Raw genomic sequence first — 16,522 nt, 5'->3', positions numbered from 1 at the left:
ATGAAGATATTCGTTCATTATGCGAATTATTAATCTACGGATTAAAAGGGATGGCAGCATACGCCGAACACGCCGTAAATCTGGGCTTTGACGATGATGATATCCAAGCTTTTATGCAAGAAGCCTTAGTGGCTACCACCCGAGAACTTTCTGCCGATGAATTAACAGCATTGGTGCTTAAATGCGGAGAATTCGGTGTAAAGACAATGGCTCTGCTCGATAAAGCCAATACATCAACTTATGGCAATCCGGAAATAACAAAGGTCAATATCGGCGTGCGCAATAATCCCGGCATATTGATTTCCGGCCACGATTTGCGCGATATGCAAGATTTATTAGAACAAACCGAAGGTACCGGCGTGGATGTTTACACGCACAGCGAAATGCTTCCGGCACACTACTATCCGGCATTTAAGAAATACAAGCACTTCGCAGGGAACTATGGTAGTGCGTGGTGGCGTCAGAATGAAGATTTCGAATCGTTCAATGGTGTTATCCTGTTTACTACCAACTGTATCGTGCCGCCCCGCTCCACTTCTACTTATGCCGACCGGGTTTATACCACAGGTGCTTCCGGATTCAGCGGATTTACTCATATTGAAGACCGCAAAGAAGGTAAAGCAAAAGACTTCTCTAAACTGATTGAACATGCTAAACAATGTAAAACTCCTACCGAAATCGAAACAGGAGAAATCATTGGAGGATTTGCCCACGAACAGGTATTCGCACTGGCTGATAAGGTGGTAGATGCTGTAAAATCGGGCGCTATCCGCAAGTTCTTCGTGATGGCAGGTTGCGACGGACGTATGAAAAGCCGCAGTTACTATACCGAATTTGCCGAGAAACTTCCGAAAGACACGGTTATCCTTACCGCAGGTTGTGCTAAATACCGTTATAACAAATTGCCGTTGGGCGATATAGGTGGTATCCCCCGCGTACTGGATGCCGGACAATGTAACGATAGCTATTCATTAGCATTGATAGCTTTGAAACTGAAAGAAGTATTCGAACTGAATGATGTGAATGAATTACCGATCGCCTATAACATTGCCTGGTATGAGCAGAAAGCAGTAATCGTACTTCTGGCCTTGCTGTCTTTAGGAGTGAAGAATATCCACTTAGGACCTACGCTGCCAGCATTTCTTTCACCGAATGTGGCGAAGGTACTAATCGACAATTTCGGCATTGGAGGAATTACCACGCCGGATGAAGACATGAAGATGTTTTTAGCATAATCTACTAAATACCTATAGTTGAAGAATCCTACTGAAGGCTTTCCTTCATTGTGATAAACTAATATTTGGTGGACTGTGTTATTTAAGAAAAGAATAATAAAGTCTAACAATAAATAAGTTTTAATTATGAGCGAATTATTTGAAAAAGGAGCCATTCTGAATATGGCAGAAATGGTTGAATACTCCGCAGGTGGAATTATCAGCAAGCAAGTCTTGAAGAACGATGCCGGAAACATTACCCTTTTCTCTTTCGATAAGGGACAGGGACTGAGCGAACATACGGCTCCATTTGACGCCGTAGTAGAAATATTGGATGGAGAGGCTGAAATTACAATAGATGGCAAGTCCTTATTGCTAACTACAGGCCAAACCATTATTATGCCGGCTAATATTCCGCATGCACTTTTTGCTAAGCAGTAATTTAAGATGTTGCTCACAATGATTAAAGGATAGAGTACAACCTAGGCAAGAGTAAACATAAAATAGGAATGTATATTTATAAAAATCTCCCATGTAGTGCTAACATAGCATTTTACATAGGAGGTTTTTGTGTATATCAACTAAGGAGATTTATCGATATTTTGATTTTATTGGTTTTATATGAATTTCAATTCTCCCATCCTTAATAATTGAATCTATTCCTCGAAATATGGGCATATTTTCAATACCTGCAATTTTAAGAGCACGTAACGTTAGATGATCTTCAAGCAAGGTCAAATAATCCTTTTCAAGTAAACTTATGTATTGATTAAGTTCTGATTTCTTTTTTGCCATTGTGTTTTTGAAATAATATGAAAAATCTATTACATTCATTTTATAATCTTATGATCAATCATCATTGAAAGAGCTTTTGCCGGATAATCGTTTTGACCATTCATTATCCAAATCTCTTTTTGTGTGATATGTTCTTGTTATTCCGCAAGCCTTATCATAATCCTCCAATTTGAGTCTGTTTAAATCGTCAACCTTAATTTCAACATCTGAATGTTTATGACGAAAATAATAACCTCCAGATTTTACATATTTCCCTGTACAGCAAAACGAGATTGCTTGTTGATTTCCTTGGGTAAATAATGCAGCACTGCGAAGCGAACGAATGATGGCAATAAGTACACGTGTATTATCAAATACAAGTACATTCTTAGGTTCTTTTATTACACTCTTTTTATCAGCCATTGAAATTAATATAATATTTGAGGTGAAATCTGTAAATAAACAACAATAAAATCCCCCAGATTAATGTTAATCATAACCTGGGGGAAAACCTAAAAGCAACCTACCTATTCTATTTTTTCTATCTGAGCTGTTGCTCTAAACTTAATAACTTTTCTCGGTCCAACAATAACTTTTTCTCCCGTTTGAGGGTTTCGCCCTATCCGTTCTTTCATCTCTTTTACATAAAATGTACCGAAACTCCGAATTGTTACTTTTTTCTCCTCTGACAAGGCATCCAAAATACTTTCAAAAACAGGACCTATGCATTGTTGAATAACTACTTGCGGAATGCCACTCTTCTCTGAAGCAGCCATTATTATTTCTTTTTTGGTCATTACAAATAAATATATTTGAATCAAAGCTGAAGTAATGGCTTGTTGTCACCAAAATAATTCTCACTAAAAATCATATCTATCAAGCCTAAAATCACCAATTATCAGTCTTAAATGGTGCCAAGGGAATACCGAATACATTAAAAATACTAGCCTCAACATAATCTTTATAAGCATATCTTACAGCGATTGGCTTAAGTACATTTTCATTCTGAACTACTACTTTCTTTATCTTACCATCAATTGTAGCTTTTGCAGGATAAAAGATTTGATCTGTTCCTGCAATTTCAAAACCATCCAATTGTTTATTCAATGGAGCTAAGCCATATTCTGCATTGTTAAAATCAACAAAGATTTTATTGTCTATTATTTCTAACGATTTATATGTTGGGGGAATGTACCCAAATCCTGTTTTTTTGTATGTGTGTGCTAATGCCCAATAAGCAAGTCTATTTCCAACAATTTCCTTATTTGCAGGATGAATACAAATAGAATCTCCAATATCCAGTGTTGTGACCATTCCTGAATTCGGAATATCTTGCATGTTTTGCTGTTGTACTTCTCTTAAACGAACCGCAGACATATTGTTATCTCCTGAATACTTATAAGGTGCAATTTGAACAAAATAAAATGGGAACTCCCCAATATCCCATTTAAAACGCAAATCTGAGACAAAAGCAGGCATTAGCTTTTCATATAAATCAGCATTATACCTATTGCTTTCACCCTGATACCACAAAAAACCTTTTATGGTATAGTTGGTTAATGGAGCTATTTTTGCATTATACAATGCCGAAGGAGTATAATTGGGTTTTTCAATAATTTTATCGTTATCTAATATGGATATATCTACTTGAGGAAATTTGCTTAAAATATCTCTACTCATCCATGCTTCCACAGCAGAACCACCCCATGAAGAGATTATTATCCCTACTGGAACATCTAATACATCTTGTATATACCGGGCAAAATAATAAGCGGTAGCACTAATATTGGCTACATTTTCAGAAGTGTTTTCCAGCCACTCCCCTTTGCAATCCTCTTGAGGAATTTTACTATATTGCCGTACCCATTCACCGTCTTTAGAATCCGTAGTATACATTCTAATCGGAGTCTGAGATTTCGCTTTAGCTATTACATCATTTGCTCCGGATACAGGCTGGTTCTCAAAACCTCTCATAGGCATTTCCATATTTGATTGCCCCGAGCAAAACCAGACTTCTCCTATAAGTATATTTCTCAGCACAAGTTCCTCTCCGTCGTTTACTGATATTTCATAAGGTCCTCCTGCTGTTGGGGTATCAACAGATAACAACCAATTACCTTTATTATCAGCATTAGTCGTATATGTTTTATTATTCCAACCCGTCGTTATTGATATTTTTACATTTTCCTCAGATTTTCCCCATAGTTTTACATTGGTATTTTGTTGTAAAACCATATTATCACTTATTACACTTGGCAGTTTAACTTTAGCTGTAATATTAGCAACAAAAAACAGCAATAACATACTTCCAACGATTTTTTTCATCATAATTTTTTTTAATGTTTTCAATGAATATATTTCAAAATACAGGCTCTATACGGAAAGAAAAATTTAATGGCTTATTTTCCGGAATCATATATTGTGGTAAAGGAATAGGCCCACAAGAAGCGTTACCTAACCCTTGCTGAATACAATCTAAGCTAAGATATATTTCTGAGCGACGCATTTCACTCAATTTAAAATCATGTTTAGCATTCCACAACATTTGATCAGAAAAATGAAGAGCTGTAAAACTTAAATTATCTTTGGCGATTATTTTTATACCTTTATTATTACTGTTTGTAACAATAAGATACCTGATATCTTCGCGGTTCCCCATACTTTGAGGACGGATATAATGTTCTTCTTCCATTTCTGTAACAGTCTTATGGTAAAGCCCCATATGCGCTGAAGTTTTACGGTCAATATAATTTTCATGAGGACCACGTCCATACCATGTGAGATTTTCAAAGCCACCCGGTAGTAATATCTGCAAACCCAAACGGCGAACAATAGATGCATTTGATGGTTTGACAAAGTTTGCATTTACGTCTATTATACCATTGCCATAGATAGTATAGTATATGGTATATGGTATTATAAGCGGCTTTTCTGAATTAATAAACACAGAAGCATTTACAACAACACTTACCGATTTATTATCTGGTGAAAGCGCATAACTTAATAGCGATTTCTCTTCGTGTGCCTGATAATATTTTTGATCTGTATATTTATCATTATTTACGCTGCGATACCAGTTCAGGGTAAAACCTTGTTGATTATAAATCATCTCTTGTCCCTCATATTTCAGGGATATCATTTTTCCTGTTTCAATATCAAAAGTGGTGTTAAAGATTGGCGAACTAATAATTAAATAATTGTCATTTTCTTTCATTGTAATACCAGATAAGGAATCTTTATTTATAGTTCCTATAGGCATCCGTCCTGTCAGCGGAAACTGTTCTTCTGCTATAACATGACCTTTAACGGCCCAATGGGTATTGTTCTTCAAAACATAACGCAGGTTAAGGAAATATTCTTTACCAATATCAGAATTCCGCTTAAAAGGAACTGACACCCTTTGTTTTTCATTTGGAGCTAGTTTTATTAAAGGTAAAACTCCGGACTCGACTTGTTCCCCGTCGCATATCACTTCCCAGAGAAATTCAAATTCATCAAGATTTGTAAAATCATAGCTATTTTCAATTTCTATTATACCAGCAGCCAAAGCTACTGGACGGAATTTGATATATTGATATACCCGTTTTAACTCCTTTAATTTTGCAGTTATACGCCGATCGGGTGTTGTAAGTCCATTGCAGGAAAAATCGCCGTTGTTAGGAACATCTCCAAAATCGCCACCATAGTAATAGTGATCATCGGGTTCTCCTTGTTTATTATGTGCCTGATCGGCCCAATCCCAGATACAACCTCCGATCATACGTTGTGAGTTATTTTCTATATAATCCCAATATTCGGCAAGATTACCCATTGCATTTCCCATAGTGTGGGCATATTCGCACAGAAAATAAGGTTTATCGCTGTTTTCCTGATCAAAACGAACCATATTATCAAACGAAGGATACATATGTGAGTCTATATCGGCTACATCATTCTTTCCCTCATAATGTATAGGTCTGGATGAGTCTAAACACTTGGCAAATTTAGCCACTTCAACAAAATTCTCGCCGCTCCCTGATTCATTGCCTAGTGACCAAAAAATAACAGAAGGATGATTTTTGTCTCTTTCTATCATTCGTTCAATGCGATCCAGATAAGCCGGTAACCACTGAGGGTTATCACTGATTGAAATATCGCCGTGATTCTCTAAATCGGCTTCATCCATCACATATAAGCCATAATAATTATACATGGCATACATCCGGGAACTGTTTGGGTAATGACTGGTACGGACTGTATTGATATTATGTTGCTTCATCATTATAATATCTTCCTTCATACTTTCTATAGGTATGTATTTCCCAAACTTCGGATGTGAATCATGACGGTTAACACCCTTAAAAAAGACTTGTTCCCCATTGATATAAATCCGTTTATCCCGGATTTCAATCTGACGGAATCCAAATTGTGACGACATGGCTTCCAACTCATTCCCAGCCTCATCTTTCAATGAGAGTATGACCTGATAAAGATTTGGTTGTTCGGCAGACCAAAGGCTAGGATTATTAACTTGTGTTTGCAATGTATAATATTCTTCTTTTTCTGCTCCCAAAGGTGCAATAGCCTGTGACAAAACAGCAAATGTTTTTCCGGAAGTATCGGTAACTGTAACCTGTAATGTTGCGGGTTGAGAGGGTTTTTTATTGTAATTACGGACAGTAGCAGCTACCTGAAAGTTTGCTCTACTATAATCATTGTTGTCAAATACTGCTGATATTTTAAAGTCTCGGACGTGCGTTTTAGGTGTTGCAAACATATAGACATCCCTATGGATTCCACTTACACGAAACATATCCTGGTCTTCGATATAGCTGGCATCCGTCCAACGGTAAACTTCCACTGCAACTGTATTTTTTCCCGGTTTAACATAGGAAGTAATATCAAATTCAGCATCGTTATTTGCGCCTTCGCTATAACCTACTTTCTTTCCATTTATCCAAATGTAAAAGCCGCTATAGACTCCATCAAAATGGATGAAGACCTGTTGGTTATACCAATTTTCCGGCAGGTTGAAATCCCGTCGGTAAGAGCCCACAGGGTTGGGTTCCTTTTCGCTGGTATAACCTTTCTGAGGACGTATCACTACCGGTTCTTTTTTAAATGGATAAATAATATTTGTATATATTGGAGTACCATATCCCATCATTTCCTGTGTCGAAGGGACTGGAATTTCTTCCCATTTTGATATATCATAGTCTGGTTTGTAAAAATCGACAGGACGTTCGGAGGGCTGTTTCACCCACTTGAACTTCCAGTTACCATTAAGAGACATATAAAGATTAGAAGTAGGTAATCGCCATGGCTCTTTAAAATATGGATCGGCTTTGAGGCTTTCCGTGTCAGGAAACACAACATATGTACTTCTTCCTTTTTCTTTGTTTTGGGCAAAGATGCGTTCATCCTGCCATTCCTCTTTTCCTCTTACGATTTTTCCTACTGGAGTTTTTAAGGACGTGGCCACAATATTCCAGGCTTGTTGGACATTCGGCAGTTGGTAAATGGCTGAACCTATCGTTTCAGTTCCGTTAGCCGCAAGAACCATCCCACTGTTTCGTTGGGTGATGACATAACTACCCATACCGGTTTGTTCTATTTTCCAATGTTGATTTTGATTGGAGTTATAACTATCCCATTGTTCCAGTTCATTACCGAAAGTATTGTTTTTATTATTGGCATTAAAACTTTTGTTGATGTAAGGATTATCTATAATATAAAATCCATTTGATTGTTTCCTTATGCGCCAAAGCTGACTTTCTTTTCCTTTTTGCTTTGTGGCAAATACAAGGTGTGTCCCGTTTTGGGCACTTTCATTGTTGTCGATGACAAATCCGGACGGACTTATTATTTGATAAAGTAAAGTGGGGTCAAAATCCTGAGAAAAAACACTCATGGAAAATACTATAAATAAGGAAAGAATCCAGTATGTTTTATTCATATTTTGTTGTTTTAGGTTGCTATACATATTATTATTGGTGTATAAGTATTATTTGTCGGTTATAAATACATATATAACTTTTAATTCCTCATTCAGAAAAATGGATAGTATCAGCGAATTCTTCTTTCTTAGTCTCAAAATCTGATCAACTTCATCCTTTGTTGATAGATTCTTGTCATTATAGACATATAATATTTTATAGTGGCATAGGTCAAAATTCTTTTTTTTAATTTCATCCATGATAGCCTTATTCACAAAGCAATATCCATCCTTAGCTTTTTTGGAGTATAAATAGATATATCTTTTCTGATGGATCGTATCAATTATCTGTGAATCCACTTTAAAATCTGATTCCTGAAATTTAGAATAATATGTATCATTAATTATAGTCAGTTTTTACTAATTTAACTGATTGAATACTTTGGATATATATCTTGGTAATTATTCTATTTTTAGTTTATCAAGCTCTTTCCCAAATATTTCTATTTCATCAATATCATTAAAAAATCTAGGCTCTAAAGCTAAATATGCACTTTTTACGTTCTCACAGGTTACCTTTTCTTTTTTATCATTATACCATTCTTCAATGGCTATGACCATTGTTTTGGTAGTTCGGGCAATATGACAATCATAAATTGTATTTATCCCCGATATAAAACCTACCATAAATAAGAACTTCCAATTATCATTATCTAAAACTCTTATATATTCTGTTGTATCTGTGAAACTTTCTTTTAACATAGATATATTAGTTTGAAATAAAGAATCAACATTAATATCACAATTTGTAGGACCTACATCCATTATCAATGTCTTATATCCTTCAGCGTATCTTTTTCCAAGTTCCTTTGCCGCTCGAGTATCAAAATGAACTCCATCTCCTTTGTGATTTAACCCTTCGGAGCTTACACAATATATGTTTGGATACTTTTTTGCAAGTATATTTAATACCTCATTTATTTTTATGCTTTCGTTTGTAGGACTTTCTGTTTCCAGAAACCTGCCAATCTCACCTATAATAATGGGCACATCATTCATATTTATGTCAATATCTCGTGAAATATTATACAATAAGGTGTCAAATCTTGCTTCATACTGTTTGTAATTACCACCCATATAATCTCCTTCGCCTTGATGCCAAAGAATGCCTCTTAATTTTCCGCTTTTCAATGCTGTCTTTAAGCGTTTAACCATATCATCGTAAGGATAAGTTCGTGTTGATTCATCATATGCCCCAGGCATCCATTTCGATATGGATGTTCCTCCCACGGCACAAGGAACCAAGCCTATACAATATTCAGGGAATTCTTTTTTTAATTCTTTTGCAAATGTTATTCCCGGCCCAACACCCGTATAGCTTTTGTCGAAATGCAAAGGATCTTTTGCTATCTGCCATTTATTTTCTTTTGTCAATGCATAAATACCGGGGAAAGATTCCACACAAACAATATCTCCGCGTCCAGACATATTAGATTGGCCTATAAGTAAAAAGATGTCCAACGAATCACATTCTAAGATATCAGAAGTATCCTCCAATGCATTAGTGAGTATAAAATCTACAATCGGTTTTGGGTCATCAAGTCCATGAGGATGATGACCTATATTGGGTTTATGAATAACAGTAATACATCCTCCCAGCTCATTTATCTTCTGCTCAAATGAATCTGTATTTTCTTTAACAGGAACGACCTTGTCAATATCTCCAACAACATGAATTATCGGATATCCACCGGTAACTATTTTATCGACCATATCCAACGGATTTTCAGCAAAGGAGATTGCCTCTTCATCAGTAGTAAAGCCATAATCTTGTTTGAATATCTCCCAGTTCTCTGGACTGCCGATCCCTATGCCTTTCCCTCCCGGCCAGCTTTTCATATCCAACACGGGGGCATCCGCATATATACATGCTATGCGTTCGGGATATTGAATAGCCCATCTGTAAGCATAAAATCCGCCTCGGCTTAAACCTATCATGGTTGACTTAGGCGAAAATCCTGCGTCCTGTAAAAAGAAATAGAACCTATCCCATATTCTGATTGCTTCTGCGTTTCCGAATAACTCTGCCACATCACAATAAACCACATAAAAGCCTTGCTCAAGAAGAGCCACTTCGGTTTGCGGGGCATGCTTTTCTCCCCAAAAACGGGCTTTCCATACCCAAGGATTTCCCTGCCTTATCTTTTTAGGCTTAACTATTTTAGCCTGACGGCCTTCAAATATAAAATTTGCACATTCATATCCGTAAAAATCGGATACTTCGTATGGCGTTTTTATATAAGTGAAAATATCAAAGCTGCCGGTTTTATTGCCCATCGTTTTTTCAATAGATTTACAAGAAAAAAGAGAGATAAGATATAGGAGTGATATTATCGAATATTTAATCACATGGTTCATTGTATTTCTCTATTTTTGTTATTCACTTCGTAATCATTGATATTTCCGGATTATAGTTTTTGATGTTTGAACTTTTTTCAGTTCTGATAACCGGATTGTTTCCTGCCGGAGTATCAGCAGTCAAAGATTTTATATCGATATTATGTACATCATCCAGAATAATGGCAGGCCGGTAATCTTTATTACGTACATGTAAATCGAGATTATTGAGTGTCACATCCTTAACTCTTCTTAGATACAGTCCGCTTGCAGGATAAACATAACCGAACATCCTGTTCTCGGGGTATGCGTGAGGGTTCTCCATTAATGGAGTATTGGCTTCTTCCAAAGTCCCATACCCCATTGTGCTAAATGTGATGTTATCGAAGGTTATGTTTTCAATATAATTCCCGGGAAATGCTGTTACCGAACTGGTCATTTTACTATGGCTTCGAGCCATTATGTTTTTGAAATGAATTCCTGACACTTTTCCCGGCAACAAAGATTCGTCAAATTTATTCTTTTCAGAAGCGTAAAAATCATCATTTCCGGCTTGACCAACATTCCGCCTGCCTTGTATTATGAAAATAGGAGTTTGTACATCAAACATCAAAATGTCAGAAATATTTACGTTTTCTATAAACCCACCGTCAACTGACTCCAAGGCAAAGCCTGATATTACTGTAGTGGGAAGCTCAATAAATTCCAGGTTTTTCTGCCATTGGCGAACATTATCTTCCGAAGCTTTTTTGATGACACAGTTCGATATGTTTATATTTTTAAATCCGCCATCGGATTTTGTCCCAAATTTAACTGCATTACAATTTGTTGAGATAATACAATTACGTACTGTTACATTCTCGACAGGGCGGTTTACATCATGGCTTTTCAGGCATACTCCATCATCGTCCGCATCAATGACACAATTTTCTATCAGCACGTTTTTGGCATCTATATCCATGGCATCCTGATTGAAATTAGTATGATTGTATATATTCAGTCCCGATAGGTTAAGCCCATCACAACCCAAGTAGTTTTGCATCCAATAAGCCGAATTACGTAAGTGTAGCCCTGAAACTGTAATGTTTTTACAATCGATAAACAAGATTACAGAAGGACGCCGGCGGCTTTCGGGGCTGGAATCGTTCCCTAATTGAAAAGTAGGGCTATCCCCATTGCCATCGATTGTTCCGCTGCCCGTAATGCTTATATTCGTTAACCCTTCACCGAATATCAAGGCTTTGTTTTCGAAAAGTTTACCGCTCGGATAAGAAAATGAGTTAACATAGTTGACTTTATTGTCGGGATAATCGTCGAATGAAGCACTTCCTTTCAGTAATGCACCTTCTTCCAGATGAAGCATTACATTATTTTTCATATAAATAGTTCCGGACAGGAACTCTCCTGAGGGGATTATAACCGTTCCACCTCCATTTCCGGTACATTTGTCTATGGCTTTTTGTATAGCTTCAGTATTTAATGTCTTGCCATCGCCTATTGCACCAAAGTCTGTAATACTATAAGAGTTATTTTTATTATTACAAGAGTTTAACAAAACAAGGAATAGCAAAAAGAAATATAATTTAACATTTTTCATATTCTTATAATTTAATAATCTTCGTGATTGTGCTTCCTAAATATTCGCCTTGAGGTAATTCGAAACAGATGATAGTATTAAGGCTTTTATTCCCATTTTTCCTCTTTCCTGACAATTTTCTATTAATAGTCATTTTTATTTCTTTCTCGCAATAAAACGGATCAGCAACAGATATCTGATAGTCTGCACCAGCCATTTCAACAAGAATAATGGCCGCTTTATCAACAGTAATTTCTAAATCTTCATTGAAGTAGATCGTTTCTGGTTTGTAAAAAATGCAGGCATACGTATTAGTTTGTTCATTTTTCACAGCCTGAATATTACTATCGTTTTTTATTATTTTGTAACCATTACTTTTTGTTATCTTTTCTATTTCATCGAGAGATTTATCAGGTATGACAATATAGGAATACGTATCATTCTGAGGCCTGTAGCTATGGTCAATCCACAGGCTGAATATATCATGAGATAAACTCTCATTACTTCCGTTTTCCCTTATTAAACTCCAAGAACCTGATTGCTCTTTCTTTTCAAGAACGATTCTCCCTCCATCAGGAAAAATATAGCCTACATTATTATGGTATACCCAGGAAATATTATCAAAGTCCTGTTTTTCGGATAAAAGTTTTTGAACAAACCCATCTTTACTAAAATAAATATCACCAGTCGCAAAACATTGGTTTACACTTGTAACTACATTATTTGTTTTATATGCTGAGATGTCACTCCCCAAACATAACATCGCATTATTTATAAAAAAGTATGCTTTCTTCGCTTGCACTCCATTATAAATATGTTCAAATGCTATACAACCATGTTTGCCATTGCTTGCTCCTCCGGCAAATTTATTTGAGCCAAAATGATACCAACTCAATGAAGCGGCGGACGGAGTAGTTACTGAGGTTGTCCCAGGAATCCGAGTCCAATCCCATACTGGGAATATATTATCATATTCATTTCCGGTTGTCATTATATTTGTAGCGCCTAAAGGCAAATAATATCCTTTCAGATTTTCTCCATTAAGCATTTCTGTCCCATTTGTTCTGGTTGAAATTACTTTTGCCGATAGATAGTAATTTTCCCCATGATGCGTCATAATATCAGATTTCCAGAAATATTTATTCCCCGGCTTTGCATATGGAGCTCCATCAATGTGCTTTTGCCAATTTTTGTAATCAGGCGCACTTAACGGGTCAATGGCCATCATTAAATCCAGTATTTCCGGGGCAATATTCTTAATGCCATTTTCTCTGCTGATATTTCGTCCCACCGTACCAAAATCAAAAGACTTACGGTAACCGAATAATTGTTGTCCTTCAAGCATAGTGCTTCTTATTATTCGCATTTTGTCTTCTGTAAACAACTGGGCAAATACAGTAGAGTGAGCTAAATAAATATATTCTGCTAAATCATTCATGAATGACATGCCATATCCACCAGAGTATAATTGAGGACGATGCTGATGTATACTGTTATCTATTTTTATTCCTTCAATTTCATTATAATCAACAATCTTAATTGTAGAAGCTATTGACTTAAAACCCGTTTCTATCAAATCAAAATTATCTTCAATGCAACCTTTATAAATTGTTATTTCAGAAACCCACGTCCGATTTTTCCCTTTGTGCCCCGCATTCCCTGTTTTGTCTTCAAGATAAGAGGCATAGTGATGTAATTTATCCTTGTCTACTTTGTCTTTTAATAGGATCAGAATAACCATGTATTTTTGAGGAGCACCTATATCCATATACCACCAATTGGTAGAAACAGGCTTTTTATTGAAGAAGAAGTCCACCCCTGAAAGTATTTTCTTTAATAATTCTTTAGATCGTGTATACTTACTACCAGGCTGTTTATATGCAATTGTCATATCTATTAACCGATTAAGGTGACTACCTGCCTGATAACCTCCTGTAACAGCATCATAATCTATATCTGCCCAACTTCCATCAATACTCATTTCTGTATAGTATTTATCCAAAGATATAGGGTCGTATGACCTAGTAGTATATTTGTTAATCAGGCGGTTTGTTATGGTGTCTATCTCTTGCTGTCGGGGAAAAACCGATATTGAAATAAACAAAAAAATGAATAACTGGATAATTGTTTTTCTCATCTTGTTTTAATCTCCTTATATCTCTTCAATGCTTCTACATAGTAGTAATCTGCATACGTTAAAGGGACATCAATTTCTGTCATAGCCGGGATATTTCCAACCGAATGCTTAAGTATAAATCCTCCGTTTGTATTGGCTGGAGCTGTATATTGAGAAGAAGAAAGAGTTAGAAGCATTTTTTCAGCACTTTCAAAATATTTTCTGGATTGTTCTCCTTGGGTATATTGTGATAATTCCAATAACCCCGAACAGTTGATAGCTCCGGTTGAAGCGTCTCGTAAGGCATTGGGTATATCCGGTGCATTATAATCCCAATACGGAATTAAATCTTCAGGCATATTCGGGTGGTTTAATTGAAATTCTGCAATTTTAATAGCCTGATCCAAATACTTCCTGTCTTTTGTAAAACGGTACATCATAGTGTATCCATATAAGCCCCAGGCTTGTCCGCGAGACCATGCCGATTCTTCAGAGAATCCTTGTCCTCCAATATAATAATTTACTTTTCCTGTTTCAGCGTTATAGTTAATTCCATGGTATAAACTATTGTCTGCCCGAAAATGATTTTTCATGGTTGTATTGGCATGGGATACAGCTATATTATAATATATACTGTCTTTTGTAAACTCTGTAGCCCAAAATAGCAGTTCAAGATTCATCATATTATCCACAATAACAACGAAATCATTGTCTCCCCGGTTATGCGATTTTATGCAACCGACATTCGGATTGAATCTCGTAATTAAAGATTTGGCACTATTTACCAATATTGTATCATATTTTGGATTTGGAGAAATCCTGTTCGCATTGCCGTAACTGCAATACATCATAAATCCGATATCATGGGTTTCGATATTATATTGTTCTTTTTCTAATAAAGTCAACATATGTAACCCTTCATCAAATAACTCCTGATTTTCAGTTTCTTCATATAGATAAAAAAGTGTTCCGGGATAAAAACCACTACACCACCAGTCAGAAGGACTAGTTTGCAATTTATCCATGAACTTGTTATATGTTTTAGGAAAGCGTCCTTGCTCCAATTTATCTTTCATAAAGAGATATTGGGATGAGGATGCTTTCAACATTTCAGACACTGTTAATTCATTATTAGGTTGCTCATAAGATGTACAACCAAAACAACTGATAATTAATAAACAAACAATAGATATTTTATTTCGTATTTTCATGGATTTTACTTTTTAAGTATCCCGAATTTTATTCGGGATACTTATTAATAGGATAAAAGATACTATTTATTTAACAATCTTTTCTGTTTTGGTTCCTTTTTGGGTTTCAATTCTAACAAAATAAGTTCCTTTAGTCCAATTGGCTGTATTCAAATTGTAGTTGTCAGCATTTACAGTATGTTTTTCTATTTCTTTACCGTTTATATCGAATACTAATATAGTATTAATCTCCGAATCCGAATTTACATTTAAGATATCAATAACAGGGTTAGGGTATGTTTTCAAATTTGCAATGTTTATTTTTTCAATGCTGCTTCCACCATCGGCAAATCCCCATAGTTCAATCTCCCCAACTTTATAATGTGGTTGACCTGCCCGGCCTCTAAAATATAATTTTACAAATTGTGCTTTATAAGGAAAGTTGATCTTAGTGTAGTTAGGATATCCTGATGTGGGATAATCTTTATCAACAACGGTTTCTATTTTATTATAGTAGCTGTAACTACTATGATTGATAGATCTAATACAATTAGGATTGTCTACAATATTAGGATTTGGAAACCCTTCATACATGCCATCTATGTCGAAAACTATATCCCATGGAGAAGCACAACATTCATTAACCCATTTTACCACTACCTTGTGAATTTCGTAAACTTTGTCAAGTTCGATTTCTATATCCTGATAAGCATGATTACTTCCTTCTGGGGTTTGCCAATAAGTACTCACGTCTCCGTCAAGTGCATTACTTGCTGGATATCCTTCTTCTACATTGCTCGGATACAGTTCTACAAAATTCAAAGATGCATTTACCTGTTGCGCTATGGAATAAACCGAGAAACATACACATAGCATACTCGCAATAAAAAGTCGTTTTGTTTTCATAATAAATAATTTATAAATTAATAATGATTAAAATGATTTATTTAAGGAGAGTATAAGATTATATTTTACTCTCCTTTTTAAGTTATTTTATTACTTTTTGCACCTGAATACCATCCAGTGTTTCGATTTTAACCAAATATGTTCCTGGCATCCAATGTGAAGTAGATATGTCATATGCCTCAGTATTTGTTTGATAGCTTTCAATGATAGCCCCGCTTAAATTCAGTATATTGATACTTTTTATTGTTGAACCAGCTGTTATACTCAATAAATCGGATACAGGATTAGGATATATTTTGATATCCGTTATTTTTTGACTCTCATGGATATCGGTGGTAGTACCCTTTTCTGTCCCATAAATCTCAAGTTCTTTTATTCTTAGAGCCTGTTTAAAAATGAATGAAAAAAAATAATAAAGGGCTTCTGTAAATAATC

At 35.7% G+C, this 16,522-nt stretch carries 14 protein-coding genes; 2 read left to right on the top strand and 12 right to left on the bottom strand.

All coding sequences use genetic code 11. The annotated features are described in order from the left end of the window. Positions 1–1,235, top strand: a 1,235-nt coding sequence (gene hcp / locus D0T56_RS15960) for a hydroxylamine reductase (RefSeq protein WP_163321165.1), incomplete at its 5' end; no start/stop codon positions are given. A 126-nt stretch (positions 1,236–1,361) separates the two neighbouring features. Next, the gene (locus tag D0T56_RS15955) at positions 1,362–1,655 is read left to right on the top strand and encodes a cupin domain-containing protein (RefSeq protein WP_163321164.1); all 294 of its coding nucleotides are present in this window, start codon (positions 1,362–1,364) and stop codon (positions 1,653–1,655) included. A gap of 150 nt (positions 1,656–1,805) precedes the next feature. On the opposite strand, the gene D0T56_RS15950 is transcribed toward D0T56_RS15955, so the two are convergent. From D0T56_RS15950 to D0T56_RS15900, 12 genes are all read right to left on the bottom strand, one after another. Next, positions 1,806–2,009, bottom strand: coding sequence for a hypothetical protein (locus tag D0T56_RS15950; protein ID WP_163321163.1), 204 nt, complete (start codon positions 2,007–2,009; stop codon positions 1,806–1,808). A gap of 54 nt (positions 2,010–2,063) precedes the next feature. Beyond that, positions 2,064–2,411 (bottom strand): hypothetical protein, encoded by a 348-nt coding sequence (locus tag D0T56_RS15945; RefSeq protein WP_163321162.1) that lies wholly within the window; start codon positions 2,409–2,411, stop codon positions 2,064–2,066. 104 nt (positions 2,412–2,515) lie between these two features. After that, positions 2,516–2,785 (bottom strand): HU family DNA-binding protein, encoded by a 270-nt coding sequence (locus D0T56_RS15940; RefSeq protein ID WP_163321161.1) that lies wholly within the window; start codon positions 2,783–2,785, stop codon positions 2,516–2,518. Positions 2,786–2,876: 91 nt separating this feature from the next. Then, positions 2,877–4,313 carry a sialate O-acetylesterase gene (locus D0T56_RS15935; protein ID WP_163321166.1) on the bottom strand — a complete coding sequence of 479 codons (1,437 nt, stop codon included), beginning with the start codon at positions 4,311–4,313 and terminating at the stop codon, positions 2,877–2,879. 34 nt (positions 4,314–4,347) lie between these two features. Then, a complete protein-coding gene (locus tag D0T56_RS15930; RefSeq protein ID WP_163321160.1) occupies positions 4,348–7,923 on the bottom strand; it encodes a glycoside hydrolase family 2 TIM barrel-domain containing protein in 3,576 nt (1,191 codons plus the stop codon). Between the two features lie 48 nt (positions 7,924–7,971). Further along, positions 7,972–8,262, bottom strand: a complete 291-nt coding sequence (locus D0T56_RS16660) for a hypothetical protein (protein ID WP_221412367.1) — start codon at positions 8,260–8,262, stop codon at positions 7,972–7,974. A 102-nt stretch (positions 8,263–8,364) separates the two neighbouring features. Further along, complete coding sequence (locus tag D0T56_RS15925; RefSeq protein WP_185153898.1) at positions 8,365–10,239, bottom strand: sialate O-acetylesterase; 1,875 nt, start codon at positions 10,237–10,239, stop codon at positions 8,365–8,367. A gap of 103 nt (positions 10,240–10,342) precedes the next feature. Next, positions 10,343–11,896: a glycoside hydrolase family 28 protein gene (locus tag D0T56_RS15920; RefSeq protein WP_163321158.1), complete on the bottom strand. Its 1,554-nt coding sequence runs from the start codon at positions 11,894–11,896 to the stop codon at positions 10,343–10,345. A gap of 4 nt (positions 11,897–11,900) precedes the next feature. Then, on the bottom strand, positions 11,901–14,012 hold the full coding sequence (locus D0T56_RS15915) for a polysaccharide lyase family 8 super-sandwich domain-containing protein (protein WP_163321157.1): 2,112 nt from the start codon (positions 14,010–14,012) through the stop codon (positions 11,901–11,903). After that, positions 14,009–15,202, bottom strand: a complete 1,194-nt coding sequence (locus D0T56_RS15910) for a glycoside hydrolase family 88 protein (RefSeq protein WP_163321156.1) — start codon at positions 15,200–15,202, stop codon at positions 14,009–14,011. The genes D0T56_RS15915 and D0T56_RS15910 overlap by 4 nt, the downstream gene beginning before the upstream one ends. 66 nt (positions 15,203–15,268) lie before the next feature. Further along, positions 15,269–16,087: a T9SS type A sorting domain-containing protein gene (locus tag D0T56_RS15905; protein WP_163321155.1), complete on the bottom strand. Its 819-nt coding sequence runs from the start codon at positions 16,085–16,087 to the stop codon at positions 15,269–15,271. An 82-nt stretch (positions 16,088–16,169) separates the two neighbouring features. Beyond that, the coding region (locus D0T56_RS15900; protein WP_163321154.1) for a T9SS type A sorting domain-containing protein at positions 16,170–16,522 on the bottom strand (353 nt) is incomplete at its 5' end.

Origin of the sequence: Dysgonomonas sp. 520, from assembly GCF_010501095.1 — a bacterium.
Lineage (GTDB): Bacteria > Bacteroidota > Bacteroidia > Bacteroidales > Dysgonomonadaceae > QVMP01.
This window is presented reverse-complemented; position numbering and strand designations above follow the sequence as displayed.

Coding starts and splice junctions, on each gene's coding strand:
- D0T56_RS15935 (WP_163321166.1), bottom strand. CDS start 4,313: ATGAAAAAAATCGTTGGAAGTATGTTATTGCTGTTTTTTGTTGCTAAT.
- D0T56_RS15930 (WP_163321160.1), bottom strand. CDS start 7,923: ATGAATAAAACATACTGGATTCTTTCCTTATTTATAGTATTTTCCATG.
- D0T56_RS15955 (WP_163321164.1), top strand. CDS start 1,362: ATGAGCGAATTATTTGAAAAAGGAGCCATTCTGAATATGGCAGAAATG.
- D0T56_RS15940 (WP_163321161.1), bottom strand. CDS start 2,785: ATGACCAAAAAAGAAATAATAATGGCTGCTTCAGAGAAGAGTGGCATT.
- D0T56_RS15925 (WP_185153898.1), bottom strand. CDS start 10,239: ATGGGCAATAAAACCGGCAGCTTTGATATTTTCACTTATATAAAAACG.
- D0T56_RS15915 (WP_163321157.1), bottom strand. CDS start 14,012: ATGAGAAAAACAATTATCCAGTTATTCATTTTTTTGTTTATTTCAATA.
- D0T56_RS15910 (WP_163321156.1), bottom strand. CDS start 15,202: ATGAAAATACGAAATAAAATATCTATTGTTTGTTTATTAATTATCAGT.
- D0T56_RS15945 (WP_163321162.1), bottom strand. CDS start 2,411: ATGGCTGATAAAAAGAGTGTAATAAAAGAACCTAAGAATGTACTTGTA.
- D0T56_RS15920 (WP_163321158.1), bottom strand. CDS start 11,896: ATGAAAAATGTTAAATTATATTTCTTTTTGCTATTCCTTGTTTTGTTA.
- D0T56_RS15905 (WP_163321155.1), bottom strand. CDS start 16,087: ATGAAAACAAAACGACTTTTTATTGCGAGTATGCTATGTGTATGTTTC.
- D0T56_RS15950 (WP_163321163.1), bottom strand. CDS start 2,009: ATGGCAAAAAAGAAATCAGAACTTAATCAATACATAAGTTTACTTGAA.